This is a genomic window from Sphingosinicella humi (genome assembly GCF_003129465.1).
Lineage (GTDB): Bacteria > Pseudomonadota > Alphaproteobacteria > Sphingomonadales > Sphingomonadaceae > Allosphingosinicella > Allosphingosinicella humi.
In genome coordinates this window covers 1,014,065-1,026,619 of record NZ_QFFF01000001.1, presented here as the reverse complement: position 1 = coordinate 1,026,619, position 12,555 = coordinate 1,014,065, and the positions used below count along the sequence as shown (strand labels likewise).

General features: G+C 67.0%; 13 protein-coding genes. 2 read left to right on the top strand and 11 right to left on the bottom strand.

Going from position 1 to position 12,555, the window contains the following annotated elements; all coding sequences use genetic code 11:
- Positions 1-64: 64 nt before the first annotated feature.
- The 9 genes from DF286_RS05095 to DF286_RS05055 form a co-directional block, all read right to left on the bottom strand.
- Positions 65-1,099 carry a succinylglutamate desuccinylase/aspartoacylase family protein gene (locus DF286_RS05095; protein ID WP_109270445.1) on the bottom strand — a complete coding sequence of 345 codons (1,035 nt, stop codon included), beginning with the start codon at positions 1,097-1,099 and terminating at the stop codon, positions 65-67.
- Between the two features lies 1 nt (position 1,100).
- Positions 1,101-2,006 carry a 30S ribosomal protein S6--L-glutamate ligase gene (rimK, locus tag DF286_RS05090; RefSeq protein ID WP_109270444.1) on the bottom strand — a complete coding sequence of 302 codons (906 nt, stop codon included), beginning with the start codon at positions 2,004-2,006 and terminating at the stop codon, positions 1,101-1,103.
- A complete protein-coding gene (locus DF286_RS05085) occupies positions 2,003-2,476 on the bottom strand; it encodes an ATP-dependent zinc protease family protein (protein ID WP_109270443.1) in 474 nt (157 codons plus the stop codon). Before DF286_RS05085 ends, rimK begins: the two co-directional genes overlap by 4 nt.
- Positions 2,477-2,566: 90 nt before the next feature.
- Positions 2,567-2,932 carry a monovalent cation/H(+) antiporter subunit G gene (gene mnhG, locus DF286_RS05080; RefSeq protein WP_170303936.1) on the bottom strand — a complete coding sequence of 122 codons (366 nt, stop codon included), beginning with the start codon at positions 2,930-2,932 and terminating at the stop codon, positions 2,567-2,569.
- Positions 2,929-3,210 (bottom strand): K+/H+ antiporter subunit F, encoded by a 282-nt coding sequence (locus DF286_RS05075; RefSeq protein ID WP_109270442.1) that lies wholly within the window; start codon positions 3,208-3,210, stop codon positions 2,929-2,931. Before DF286_RS05075 ends, mnhG begins: the two co-directional genes overlap by 4 nt.
- Positions 3,207-3,695, bottom strand: coding sequence for a Na+/H+ antiporter subunit E (locus DF286_RS05070; protein ID WP_109270441.1), 489 nt, complete (start codon positions 3,693-3,695; stop codon positions 3,207-3,209). Before DF286_RS05070 ends, DF286_RS05075 begins: the two co-directional genes overlap by 4 nt.
- Positions 3,692-5,290, bottom strand: coding sequence for a monovalent cation/H+ antiporter subunit D (locus DF286_RS05065; protein WP_109270440.1), 1,599 nt, complete (start codon positions 5,288-5,290; stop codon positions 3,692-3,694). Before DF286_RS05065 ends, DF286_RS05070 begins: the two co-directional genes overlap by 4 nt.
- Entirely contained in the window at positions 5,287-5,631 is a 345-nt protein-coding gene (locus tag DF286_RS05060; RefSeq protein WP_109270439.1) for a Na+/H+ antiporter subunit C, read from the bottom strand. Before DF286_RS05060 ends, DF286_RS05065 begins: the two co-directional genes overlap by 4 nt.
- Positions 5,631-8,549 (bottom strand): monovalent cation/H+ antiporter subunit A, encoded by a 2,919-nt coding sequence (locus DF286_RS05055; protein ID WP_243444850.1) that lies wholly within the window; start codon positions 8,547-8,549, stop codon positions 5,631-5,633. The genes DF286_RS05060 and DF286_RS05055 overlap by 1 nt, the downstream gene beginning before the upstream one ends.
- A gap of 72 nt (positions 8,550-8,621) precedes the next feature.
- On the opposite strand from DF286_RS05055, the gene DF286_RS15560 reads away from it, so the two are divergent.
- Positions 8,622-8,987 carry a hypothetical protein gene (locus DF286_RS15560; protein WP_424141237.1) on the top strand — a complete coding sequence of 122 codons (366 nt, stop codon included), beginning with the start codon at positions 8,622-8,624 and terminating at the stop codon, positions 8,985-8,987.
- Between the two features lie 44 nt (positions 8,988-9,031).
- On the opposite strand, the gene DF286_RS05045 is transcribed toward DF286_RS15560, so the two are convergent.
- Positions 9,032-9,511 (bottom strand): Lrp/AsnC family transcriptional regulator, encoded by a 480-nt coding sequence (locus tag DF286_RS05045; protein ID WP_109270438.1) that lies wholly within the window; start codon positions 9,509-9,511, stop codon positions 9,032-9,034.
- 351 nt (positions 9,512-9,862) lie between these two features.
- Here DF286_RS05045 and DF286_RS05040 point away from each other — a divergent pair, with 351 nt between their 5' ends.
- Positions 9,863-11,218: an amino acid permease gene (locus DF286_RS05040; RefSeq protein WP_109272024.1), complete on the top strand. Its 1,356-nt coding sequence runs from the start codon at positions 9,863-9,865 to the stop codon at positions 11,216-11,218.
- Here DF286_RS05040 and DF286_RS05035 read toward each other — a convergent pair.
- Positions 11,215-12,501: a bifunctional alpha/beta hydrolase/OsmC family protein gene (locus tag DF286_RS05035; protein ID WP_109270437.1), complete on the bottom strand. Its 1,287-nt coding sequence runs from the start codon at positions 12,499-12,501 to the stop codon at positions 11,215-11,217. The two genes, DF286_RS05040 and DF286_RS05035, sit on opposite strands and share 4 nt — an antisense overlap.
- Positions 12,502-12,555: the final 54 nt, after the last annotated feature.

Sequence of the window (12,555 nt, the reverse complement as noted above, 5' to 3'; positions counted from 1 at the left end):
ACGCGGCAATCTAGGGCGTGGCATGCCGCACTGGATTGCTTCACTCCGCTCGCAATGACGCCGGTTAACGTATCTCGTCCTCGTCGAGCAGCCGCTCAGTGTCGAGTTCGCGCTCCAGCCGCTCGTAATGGGCGCCGAGCTGGGAAGCGTTCTGGACGCGAGCGATGTGGAAGAGGGCGTCGCCCTGGTTCACCGCCGGAATGTTGGCGCGGCCGATGACGATGCCGGCCAGGCTGGCGACCACCCCCGTCTCGCTCTCGCCATAGGGGTCGGCGACGACGCCGAGCCGCTCGCCGGCGTCGACATGGTCGCCGATGCCCTTGAACGGGCGGAAGATGCCGCTTTGTTCGGCCCGCACCCAGCGGCTGCTGGTCGACAGCGCCGGCGTCCGGCGCTTGCCCCGGCGTTTGCGGATCATGCCGAGATGCGCCATCACGCTCAGGACGCCGCGGAGGCCGACGCTGACCGACAACTCGTCGACCCGGAGCCCTTCGCCGCCCTCATAGACGATGACCGGCACGCCGCGCTCTCGCGCGGTCCGCCGCAGCGAATTTTCATGCGGGGCGCTGTGGACGATGATCGGCGCGCCGAACGCCTGGGCGAGGCGCAGCGATTCCTCGTCATGGCTGTCGACCCGGATCTGCGGCAGGTTGCAGCGGTGGATGGCGGCGCTGTGGAGGTCGATGCCGAAATCGCTGCGCGCCACGACCTCGTTGAGAAAGATGTGGGCGAGCTGGGCGGCGAGCGAGCCGCTGGCGCTGCCGGGGAAGCTGCGATTGAGGTCGCGCCGATCGGGCAGGTAGCGGCTGTGGCCGATGAAGCCGAAGGCGTTGACGATCGGCACCATCAGCAGAGTGCCGCGCGTGATCGCCAGCGCTTTGGAGGCGAGCAGGCGGCGGCAGATGGCGACCCCGGTCAGCTCGTCGCCATGGAGGGCGGCGCTGACGAACAGGGTGGGCCCGTCGCGCTTGCCGTGGCTGACGGAAACGGGGAGCGCCATCGGCGTGCGGTTGGCCAGCGCGCTCATCGGCAGGCTGACGAGGCGCCGCTCGCCCGGCGCGACTTCGTCCTCTCCGATGCGGAACGCCCCCCTTGGCATTTCAGCCCTTCCCCTTGGTCCTCGTCTTGCCCGGCTCCCAATTCTTCTCGACAAACTGGATGATCTTGCCGGCGACGTCGACCCCCGTCGCCTGCTCGACGCCTTCGAGGCCCGGCGATGAGTTCACCTCCATCACCACCGGCCCATGATTGGACCGCAGCATGTCGACGCCGCACACGTTGAGGCCCATCGCCTTGGCAGCGCTGATCGCCGTCGCCCGCTCCTGCGGCGTGATCTTGATCGCCGTCGCCGATCCGCCGCGATGGAGGTTGGAGCGGAAATCGCCCTCGCGCCCGCGCCGCATCATCGACGCCACGACCTTGTCGCCGACGACGAGGCAGCGAATGTCCTCGCCATTGGCTTCCTCGATATACTCCTGGACAAGGATGTTGGTGTTCACGCCGCCGAACGCCTGGATGATGCTCTCTGCGGCTTTGGGAGTCTCGCCGAGGACGACGCCGATGCCCTGGGTGCCTTCCAATAGCTTGATCACCACCGGCGCGCCGCCCGCGAGCTTGACGATGTCCTCGGCGTTGGAGGTCTTGTGCGCGAACACCGTGATCGGCAGGCCGATGCCCTTGCGCGAGAGAAGCTGGAGGCTCCTCAGCTTGTCGCGCGAGCGGGCGATCGCCACGGATTCGTTGACGCAATAGACCCGCATCATCTCGAACTGGCGGACCACCGCCGTTCCGAAAAAGGTGACGGACGCGCCGATGCGGGGAATGACGGCGTCATAGCCGGAGAGGACGCGGCCCTGATAATGGATTTTCGGCCGGTGCGAGGCGATGTCGATCGTGCATCTGAGATGGTCGATGGCGTCGATCTCATGCCCGCGCGCCTTCGCCGCCTCCATGATGCGCTGGTGGGAATAGAGGTGGGGGCTGCGGCAGAGCAGGGCGATCTTCATGAGGACGCTTGTTCCAGGCTTTCGATGACGGCCGGGTGACGATCCGACTGGCGGAAGGAGCGGCCCGGGTCGATGAGGAAACGCCGCCGAATCGCCTCGCGGCCCAGCAGCATGCGAAAGCCCATCACGTCGCGCGAGGCGAGCGTCAATTCGATCGTCCACTCAATTTCGCCGAGCCGTGCGGCGGTCTCGATCACGATCCTCTTTTCGGCCTCGCCATTGGAGCTCTTGACCCAGCGCTCGTCCTTGATCGGCGCGACCGCGGCGATCTCGGGCGTGGCATGGCGCTGGATCGGATGGAGCAGGAACTCCACCCAGGGCGCCCCGCCATCGTAGAAGCGGCGGGTTCCGAAGCTGTGGATCGAGGAGGTGCGGGCGCCGCTATCGATCTTGGCCTTGATCGGCAGGTCGATGAGCTCGGGGAGCTCCACCCATTCGCGCCATCCGATCACCGGCCGTTCGCGCTTCACGGTCGCTTCCTCATGAGGTTCCTCCAGCCTTATCAGGCGTCGCGAGCCGTTGGAATGCGGCAGGCGTATGCGGCGGCTATAGTGGAGATATTATTCGGCCCGCTTGGAGGTCTCGCCCAGCGACGCGATGTCGATATTGCCTTCGGTGCGGTCGCGATAGAGCGCCGCTCGCGCCAGGAGCATGAGCGTGATGGGTGTAGTGACCGTCACGAAGGCGATGATGAGCAGCTCGTGCACGAGCGGCCGGGACTGGATCACCGAAAAGCAAATCATCGAACCCAGCACGATGAACCCGGTGCCCAGCGTCGTCCCCAAGGTGGGGGCATGGACCCGCTCGTAGAAGGTCTTGAGCTTGAGGAGGCCGAGCGAGCCGACCAGCGTGATTCCGGCTCCAAGCAGGACCATGAAAGCCACCATCAGGGCGGCCCAGGTCGGCAGGTCGGGCGCCTGGATCATTCGATCACCTCGCCGCGCATGAGGAACTTGGAGAGGGCGACGGTGCCGGCGAAACCCAGCAGGGCGATGGCCAGCGAGGCTTCGAAGTAGAGGGTGCGGCCGGTCTGGATGCCGAAGGTCAGCAGCATCAGCATGGCGTTCACGTAGAAGGTGTCGAGGCCGAGGACGCGGTCCTGGGCCCGCGGCCCGAAGAGCAGGCGGTACGCCGCGCAGGCCATGGCCATCCCCAGCATGACCTGGGCGCCGGTGATCGACCAGGCGAGGAACAGCGTCGTCATTCGAATATCTCCATCAGCAGGCGCTCGTAGCGCTGCTTGATGAGCCGGATCCACGTCTCCTCGTCGACCAGGTCGAGGACGTGGATCAGGAGCCGCCCGGCGTTGCGGTCAAACTGGACCCAGCAGGTGCCTGGGGTCGCCGTGATGATGCAGGCCAATATGGTGAGGCCGTAGCGGTTCTTCATGTCGAGCGGGATGCGCACGAAGCCGGCGACCCGCCTCCTCGGGCCCGGCAGGAGCACGATCTTCGCGACCGCGATGTTCGATCGGATGATGTCGGCGAAGACCAGCGCCGCGAGGCGCGGGATCGGCCGGACGGACCGGATTCGCGCCTTTTCCGGCTGGAGCGCGGCCATCGCCCGCGACGCGAACAGGGCCACCGCGCCGCCGAGCACCAGCTGCCCCGGCGCCAGCGACTGGTTGAGCAGCAGCCACATGGCGAGGAGGGCCAGCGCCAGGAGCGGATAGGGGAGCCACGGCTTCATGGCGCGGCCCGCGGTTGCGGCGCCGGGAGGGCCGGGCCGACAGGCAGGTCGCGGTTGTCGATCGAGCGGGCCGCATCCTCCATGTAGCGCATGGTCGGGCCGGCAAAGACCATCAGGCCGAGGCACAGCGCCAGGAGAATCCCGACCGGCGTCGCTTCGGAGAGGCGAAGGTCGCGAGGGGTCCGGTCTGGCGTCCAGATGAGGTCTATGCCGGCGCGGCTCGTCGCGATGATGGTCGCCATTCCCGAGACGATGATGAGGGCGATAAGCACCCAGGTCACCGGCTCGATCTCGCCCCCGGTGCCGAGCAGTCCGTCGATGATCGCGAACTTGGCGATGAAGCCCGACAGCGGCGGCAGTCCGGAGAGCAGCAGCGCGCAGAACATGAAGCCGCCGCCGAGGATCGCGAGCGTGGCCGGGATGACGACGCCGATCTCCTCTTCCTCGCCCTTCTCCAGTGCGCCGACATATTCATCGTCGAAAACGGGGTCGGCGCCGGCCGGCGCATCCGCTTCGGCCTCTCCGCGGCCGACCAGCTCGGTCAGCAGATAGAAGGCGCTGACGGCCAAGGTGGAGCTGACCAGATAGTAGAGCGCGCCGGACAGCACGGCACCGCCGGCGCCGATGGTGGCGAGCAGCGTGCCGGACGAGATGATGAGGCAGAAGCCGGCCAGGCGCGACATCGTCCGCGAGGAGAGCACTCCGATCGTCCCGAAGGCGATCGTCGCCATGCCGCCGAACTGGAGCCACTGGTTGCCGAGATGGGGGGGCGCTCCGGAGCCGTCGATCGGCATCAGCAGCAACACCCTCAGCACGGCATAGACGCCGACCTTGCTGAGGATCGCGAAAAGGGCGGCGACGGGGGGCGTGGCCGCCGAATAGGTCGTCGGCAGCCAGAATCCGAGCGGCCACATCCCGGCCTTGATGAAGAAGGCGACGCCGAGGATGCCGATGCCGCTTTGCAGGAGCATGAGGTCGGCGGTCGGGACGGCGGGAATCCGTGTCGCGAGATCGGCGATGTTGAGCGTTCCGGTGACGCTGTAGGTGAGGCTGGCGCCGATCAGGAAGAGCAGGGACGCGGCGATGTTGATCGATATGTAGTGAAGCCCGGCCGAGACCCGGTTGCGGCCGGCGCCGTGCAGCAGCAGGCCGTAGGACGCCGCCAGCAACACCTCGAAGAAGACGAACAGGTTGAACAGATCGCCGGTGAGGAAGGCGCCGTTGAGGCCCATCAGCTGAAGCAGGAACAGCGCGTGGAAACGCGGCCCCGCCCGGTCCCAGCGGGCGGACGCATAGAGCAGGGTGGTGAACCCGAGGATGCTGGCCAGCACCAGCATCGCCGCCGAAAGCCGATCGACCACCAGCGTAATGCCGAACGGCGCCGGCCAATCGCCCAGCAGGTAGACGCGCGCCGTGGACGCGTCGATCGCGCCGTGGAGCAGCATCAGTGAGATCGCCACCAGGGCCAGCGCGGTCGCCAGGCCGATCGCACGCTTGGTGGCGCGTCGGCTTTCGTCGAACAGGAGCATCAGCGCGCTTGCCACCAGGGGCAGCAGCACCGGCATGACGATGAGATGGTCCGTCCATTCCGTCATGCCGGCGGCTCGTTTCCGTCGACATGGTCGGTACCGGTGAGGCCGCGCGACGCCAGCAGGACCACGAGCAGGAGCGCGGTCATGGCGAAGGAAATCACGATGGCGGTGAGGACCAGCGCCTGGGGTAGCGGATCGGCATAGTGGGACGGATCCGCGGTCGCGCCGCGCTCGACGATCGCGGCGGCGTCCACCCGCAGCCGGCCCATCGCATAGATGAAGAGGTTGACCGCGTACGACAGCAGCGAAAGGCCGACGATCACCTGGAAGGTGCGCGGCCGCAGGATCAGCCAGACGCCCGATCCCGTGAGGATGCCGATGCCGAGGGCGAGGACCAGCTCCATCAGCCTTCACCCTCCAGCGGAGCCGGCCGGACGGGAGGAACGAACGGTCTTCGGATCGACTGGTGGGCCAGTGCGATCAGCACCAGCGCGGTGGCGCCGACCACGAGAAGGAAGACGGCAAGATCGAAAAGCAGCGCGCTCGCGACCGGCATCCGCCCGAGCAGGGGAATGTCGAGATAGCTGAAGTGCGAGGTGAGGAAGGGGCGGTCGAACAGCCATGCCCCCGCGCCCGTCAGCGCGGCGAGAAGCATGCCGTAGCCGATCCAGCGGGCCGGTTGCACCCGCAGCCGCGCTTCGACCCGCCGCGTTCCCGCCGCCATATATTGGACGATCAGCGCGATCGACAAAGCGATGCCTGCGGCGAAGCCGCCGCCCGGCATGTCGTGCCCGCGGATCCAGAGGTAGATGGCGAAGACGAGGATCACGGGGAAGAGCCACTCCATGATCACGGAGGGGACGAGAAGGTAGTTGGCGAGCGTATCGCCGACGTTCCGGCCTTCGCGGGCTTCGTCGAGGGCGTCCTGGTGCAGCTGCTGCTCGGGGACCCCGAGGCTTTCCGGCGCGGGCCGGAAGCGTCGCAGGAGCGAGAAGACGGTGAGGCCGACGATGGCCAGCACGGTGATCTCGCCCAGCGTGTCGAACGCCCTGAAATCGACCAGGATCACGTTGACGACGTTGGTCCCGCCCGCGTCCGGATAGGCTCGCTCAACGAAGAAGCGCGAGATGCTGTTGGGCAAGGTGCGTGTCATCACGGCATAGGCGATGAGGGTCATGCCAATGCCCGCGGCTATGGCGATCGCCAGATCGAACGCGCGGCGCCGCCGGACGGCGAAGGGCGTGCGTCCCTCTGGCCAGCTCTCCGGGAGCTGCTTGGGCAACCATCTAAGGCCGAGCAGCAGCAGCACGGTGGTGACGGTCTCGACCAGGAGCTGGGTCAGGGCGAGATCGGGGGCCGACAGCCAAAGAAAGCTGATGCAGCTGACGAGGCCCGCGCCCCCCGTCAGGATCAGCGCGGCGAGGCGGTGATATTTGGCCTGCCAGGCCGCCCCGATCGCGCAGGCGCCGCCGATCATCCAGATGACCGCGAAGCCGGGATCGACGATGGTCCCCTCCATGCCGCCCAGCGAATAGCCGAGCCGGAGGAATGGCAGCAGCCCGGCGATGAAAGCCACCAGCACCAGCAGGCGCAGCTGCGGCTGGAGCCTCCGTGTCCCCAGCAGCCGTTCGAGACCGCGCGCAGCCGAAACGACGACGGCCAGGCCGGCTTCGAAAATCTTCCGGCCCTTGAGGTGGCGGATCAGCGGTGCTCCCTCGCGCCGGTTAAGCGCGTCGCGGAAGGCAAGATAACCGATCGAGCCCAGCACCAATGCCGTGACGCTCATCAGCAGGGGCCGATTGAACCCGTGCCACACGGCGAGGCTGTAGGTCGGCATGTCCTCGCCCATCACCGACCGCACCGCCGTCGCGAGGAATGGACCGATCGTGGCCGAGGGAAGCATGCCGACGAGAAGACAGGCGAGAACGAGAATCTCGATGGGAACGCGCATCCAGGGCGGCGCTTCACCGGGCTCGCGCGGCAGGTCGGTCGGGGCCGGCCCGAAGAAGGTCTGATGGATGAAGCGGAAGGAATAGAGGACGGAGAAGGCACTCGCCAGCGTCGCGATCAGGGGCAGCAGCTGGTCGAGGACCGTGCCGCTATGCTCCTCGAGCGAGGCGGACAGGAACATCTCTTTCGAGAGGAAGCCGTTGAGCAGCGGGACGCCCGCCATGGCGGCGGCGGCGACCATCGCCAGCGTCGCCGTGATCGGCATGTAACGGTACAGGCCGCTCAGCCGCCTGAGGTCGCGCGTGCCGGCTTCATGGTCGATGATCCCCCCCGCCATGAACAGCGAAGCCTTGAAGGTGGCGTGGTTCACGGCGTGGAAAATCGCCGCCACGGCCCCCAGCGGGCTGCCGAGGCCCAGAAGCAGGGTGATGAGGCCAAGATGGCTGATCGTCGAGTAGGCGAGCAGCCCTTTCAGATCCTGCTGGAAGATCGCCGACCAGGCGCCGACCAGAAGGGTGGCGAGCCCCGCCGATGAGACGATGAAATACCAGGCATCCGTTCCCGCCAACGCCGGCCACAGGCGCATGAGCAGGAAGACGCCGGCCTTCACCAGCGTCGCGGAATGGAGATAGGCCGAGACGGGGGTCGGCGCCGCCATGGCGTGGGGCAGCCAGAAGTGGAACGGAAACTGGGCGCTCTTGGTGAAGGCGCCGATCAGGATCAGGATGAGCGCCGGAACATAGAGGTCGCTCGAGCGGATGAGATCGCCGGATGCCAGCACCTGGTCGAGATCGTAGCTTCCAACGATCATCCCGATCACAAGGATGCCGATCAGCAGGCAGAGGCCGCCGGCGGCGGTGGCGATCAATGCCATCCGGGCCGCGTCGCGCGCGGTTCGGTTGTGATGCCAATAGCCGATCAGCAGGAAGGAGAAGAGGCTGGTCAGTTCCCAGAAGAAGGCGAGCTGGACGAGATTGCCGGACAGCACCAGGCCGAGCATCGACCCCATGAAGGCGAGCAGGAAGGAGAAGAAGCGCGGAACCGGGTCCGCCGGCGACATGTAGTAGCGGGCGTAGAGCACGACCAAGGCGCCGATGCCGAGCACGAGCGTCGAGAAGATCCACGACAGTCCGTCGATCCGGATCAGGAGATTGAGGCCAAGCGAAGGCAGCCATTCTATTTCGCTTCGAACGACGGCACCGTCCGCCACCGACGAATAGAGCAGCGCCGTCAATAGGGTGCCGACGAGAGCGATCGTTCCGGCAAGCGCCGCCGCGGCGTTGCGTGCGGTACTCGGAAGGAAGGCGGCCAGCAGGCTTCCCAGGAATGGGAAGGTAATGATGACCAGAAGGAGCGCCTCGTTCGACATCATCAACTCGCCGCGTCTCCTGTATCCATCCAGCTTCCCTGATCTGCTCGGCCTGAGGCCAAGCCTCATTGGGTCTTGGCGGCATTGGCGCAACCGAAAAAAGGCTTGTTGCCTGCGAAGCTAGGCTGCCGGGATAACCAGTACGTCCCGGTCCGCATTGGCCAGAACGTCTTCGGCGGCGCTGCCGAGCATGAATCGCTCGACCCCCGTCCGCTGGCTCGTGCCGACGACGATCAGGGCGGCCTCTTCGTCGCGCGGTTGTTGCTAGAGGCGAAAGACGCTGATCGGGTCGCTTGCCGGGAATGTCTCGACCAAGGCTTCGTCGAGAAGATCGCTTTGCCGCTTCTTGCGCTCGGCGCCCGGGGACGCGTGGACCGTCTTCGGTGCGGGCTCCTGCCGGGCAGGCTTCGGTTTCGCCGTCATGATCGCAACCTCCGCTGAGTGCGATAAACGAGTGACATCGCCCGAATGTCCCCGGGCAGCAATTACGGGTCCGATATCGGATAGCCCTTGAATATCTTGGGCTTACGCATCAGCGCATGGGTGGTGATGCGGTCGACGCCCAGGTCCCCGCCGATGAATTTCTCCCTGAGGCGCGTCCATTCCATCATGTTGGCGACGACGATCTTGAGGAGATAATCGACGTCGCCGCTGACGTGAGAGGCCTCCACAACCTCGGGCATGGCCTCGATCGCGGCTTCGAAGCGTGCCTGCTCTTCCGGGCTATGCCCTTCGAGGATCACCTCCACGAACAGGACCAGCCCGATGTCGAGCCGGAAGGGATCGAGCCGCGCATGATAGCCCTGGATCACTCCGATCCGCTCCAGATGGCGGACGCGCGCGAGGCAGGCGCTGGGGGATAGCGCCACCCGCGAGGCCAGCGCCTGGTTGGTGAGTCGTCCTTCGGCCTGCAGAATCTTCAGTATCCGACGATCGATCCGGTCGAGACGATAATCTGCTGCCATGGGATGATCAGACCGCAGAATCTGCGGCCGACGTCAAGGCCTTCGGTGCCACCTGCGGCGCCGCTCCGACTATAAGGACGGGGAACGCCTCTCCCCAGATGGAAGAGCAGAACAACCCCAAAAGGAGGCATGTCATGGCTTTGAGTGAGAATCTCGGAACCTACCTGTTTGCGGCGGTCTTCGTCGTCGGATTGCCGACCGTGCTGCTGGTCAGCAGGCTGATCGCCGGCTGAGCCGCACCGGCGCTCGTCCGCCCCCGGCATCGAAGGAACGCGAGTGAGGAACTGGAACGCCCGCAAATCGCTCGCGCCCGACGAGAGCCGCGGAGAAGGACAAGCGCTGGCCCGCACGATGAGCTGGCCGCATCTGGTCGCGCTCGGTGTCGGCGCGATCGTCGGCACGGGCATCCTCACCCTGATCGGGGTGGGCGCGGACAAGGCCGGCCCGGCCGTGCTCATCTCCTTCCTCATCGCCGGCTTCGTCTGCGCCTGCGCTGCGCTCGCCTATGCCGAAATGGCGACGATGATCCCCGCCTCCGGCAGCGCCTATACCTATAGTTATGTCGTCATTGGCCAGGCGGTGGCCTGGGTGATCGGCTGGAGCCTGATCCTCGAATACAGCCTGGTCGTCAGCGCCGTCGCCGTCGGCTGGTCCGGTTATGCGGCACCCCTGCTCCATGCCTCAGCGGGCATTCCGATGGCCCTGATGCAGGGGCCCTACGCCGGTGGCGTGGTCAATCTCCCCGCCGTCTTCATCATCGCCGTGATCGCCGGGATGCTGATCGTCGGCATGCGCAAGAGCGCGGCCGCCAACGCCATCCTGGTGTTGCTGAAGCTGGCGGCGCTGGCGGTGTTCGTCTTCGTGGCACTGCCCCACTTCGACACCGCCAATCTCGAGCCCTTCAGCCCGTTCGGCTTTGCCAAGACGATGGGCCCCGACGGCGTCGAGCGCGGCATCATGGCGGCGGCGGCGATCATCTTCTCGGCCTTCTATGGCTTCGACGCCATTGCCACCGCCGCCGAGGAGACCAAGAATCCGAAGCGCGATCTCGCCATCGGCATCATGGGATCGATGCTGGCCTGCGCGGCGATCTATACGGTGATCGCGGCAGTGGCGCTCGGCGCGACGCCCTTCACCCGCTTCGCCAACAGCCCCGAGCCGCTGGCGCTGATCCTGCGCGAGCTGGAGCAGCCCGGCGCCGCCCATTTCCTGGCGCTGTCCGCGGTGATCGCCCTGCCGACGGTGATCCTCGCCTTCTTCTACGGCCAGAGCCGGATCTTCTTCGTGATGGCGCGCGACCGGCTGCTGCCCAAGGGGCTGGCCCATGTATCGCGAAACGGCGCTCCCGTGCGGACCACGATGTTCACCGTCCTGATCGTCGGCACCATCGCCGCCTTTTTCCCGCTCGACGAGATCGTGGCGCTCGCCAACGCCGGCACCCTCGTCGCCTTCAGCGCGGTGGCGCTGTGCATGCTGATCATGCGCCGTCGCGCGCCGGAGGCCCCGCGCGGCTTCCGTACCCCCGCCGCCTGGCTGGTGGGGCCGGTGGCGATCGCGGGGTGCGTGTACCTGTTCGCCAGCCTGCCGCAGCAGACGCAGATCTGGTTCCTCATCTGGAATGTGGTCGGCATCGCCCTTTATGCCCTGTTCGGGTCGCGTCACGGCCTCGCCGGTGCCGGCCCGCAGGTCCAGGAAGCCGCCGCCTAAGCGAGATCGGTGTCCCTCTCCCGCTCGGCATCCGCGATCGTGTCGCGGCTGTCGATCTCATGCTGGGTTGGGCTGTCCACCGCGGGGAGGGGGGTAATGTCCTCGGCCGTGGTATCGATGCGCGCGCCGCCGGCGAGCGTGCGATGCACCGGGCAGCGTTCGGCGATTTCCACGAGCCGCCGGCGCTGATCGTCGGTGAGCGCGCCCTCCAGCCGCACCTGGCGCACGAACAGGTCAGGCGGCGCCGCGTCCTTGCTCTTGCTGTGGCCGACCGTCACGCGCACCCTTTCAAGCGGCAATCCCTTGCCCCGCGCATAGAGCCGGAGGGTCATGGCGGTGCAGGCGCCGAGCCCCGCGCCCAGCAGGTCGTACGGCGTCGGCCCGCTGCCGAGACCGCCGACCTCGACCGGCTCGTCGGCCAGGAAATGCGCGCCGCCCGCGCGGACTTCGACCTGGAATCCGCCTTCGCCAGTCTCCTCGACCACGACGAAGCCGGACTGAGCCTCGCTCCGGAGCGGCATGTCGACCGCCAGGTAGCGGGATGCCCAGGCGGCGATCACCTCGGCGGCGTAGGCGGCGTCGGCCGGGCGGGTGAGAAGATGATCGGCGTCGTCGAGCGACACGAAGCTCTTGGGATGACGGGCGGCCATGAAGATCGACGTGGCGTTGTCGATGCCGGCGACATCGTCCCGGGGGGCGTGGAGGATGAGCAGCGGCCGCTTCAGCGCCTTGATGCGGGCGGCCTGATCATGCGCGGCGAGGTCCTCGACGAAATCCCGCCTGACGGTGAAAGGCCGACCCCCGAGCATGACTTCGGCCTCGCCCTGTTCCTCGAGGCGGGCGAGGCCGGGCCCGAACAGCTGCTTCACATGGTCGACGTCGAAGGGCGTCGCCAATGTCGCCACGGCCTTGACGCTCGGCAGATCGCCCGCCGCCGCCAAGGCCGCCGCTCCGCCCAGGCTGTGGCCGATGAGGAGCGAGGGTGCGATGCCGGCCCTTGTCATGGCCGAGGCCGCGGCGACCAGGTCGCCGATATTGGAGCTGAAGCTCGTGTCGGCGAAGGCGCCGCCGCTCTCGCCCAGTCCCGTAAAGTCGAAGCGGAGAACGCCGAAGCCCTTGGCCGTCAACGCACGCGCGATCCGCACCGCCGCGACCGAGCTCTTGCTGCAGGTGAAGCAATGGGCAAACAGCGCATGCGCCCTGACGGGGCCGTCGGGTACGTCGAGCCGGCCGGAGAGGGGCTGGCCGTCCGCACCCGTGAAGTCGAAGGGACGAGACGGCATGGCTCAGGCCGCCGGCCGCTTCGCCGCGGCGCGAGCCGCTGGGCTGTCTGTGTC

Bases quoted from the DNA above. Each gene is read 5' to 3' on its own strand.
- mnhG (WP_170303936.1), bottom strand. From the start codon at position 2,932: ATGATCCAGGCGCCCGACCTGCCGACCTGGGCCGCCCTGATGGTGGCT.
- DF286_RS05075 (WP_109270442.1), bottom strand. From the start codon at position 3,210: ATGACGACGCTGTTCCTCGCCTGGTCGATCACCGGCGCCCAGGTCATG.
- DF286_RS05065 (WP_109270440.1), bottom strand. From the start codon at position 5,290: ATGACGGAATGGACGGACCATCTCATCGTCATGCCGGTGCTGCTGCCC.
- DF286_RS05060 (WP_109270439.1), bottom strand. From the start codon at position 5,631: ATGGAGCTGGTCCTCGCCCTCGGCATCGGCATCCTCACGGGATCGGGC.
- DF286_RS05040 (WP_109272024.1), top strand. From the start codon at position 9,863: ATGAGCTGGCCGCATCTGGTCGCGCTCGGTGTCGGCGCGATCGTCGGC.
- DF286_RS05035 (WP_109270437.1), bottom strand. From the start codon at position 12,501: ATGCCGTCTCGTCCCTTCGACTTCACGGGTGCGGACGGCCAGCCCCTC.
- DF286_RS05055 (WP_243444850.1), bottom strand. From the start codon at position 8,549: ATGATGTCGAACGAGGCGCTCCTTCTGGTCATCATTACCTTCCCATTC.
- rimK (WP_109270444.1), bottom strand. From the start codon at position 2,006: ATGAAGATCGCCCTGCTCTGCCGCAGCCCCCACCTCTATTCCCACCAG.
- DF286_RS05095 (WP_109270445.1), bottom strand. From the start codon at position 1,099: ATGCCAAGGGGGGCGTTCCGCATCGGAGAGGACGAAGTCGCGCCGGGC.
- DF286_RS05070 (WP_109270441.1), bottom strand. From the start codon at position 3,695: ATGAAGCCGTGGCTCCCCTATCCGCTCCTGGCGCTGGCCCTCCTCGCC.
- DF286_RS05045 (WP_109270438.1), bottom strand. From the start codon at position 9,511: ATGGCAGCAGATTATCGTCTCGACCGGATCGATCGTCGGATACTGAAG.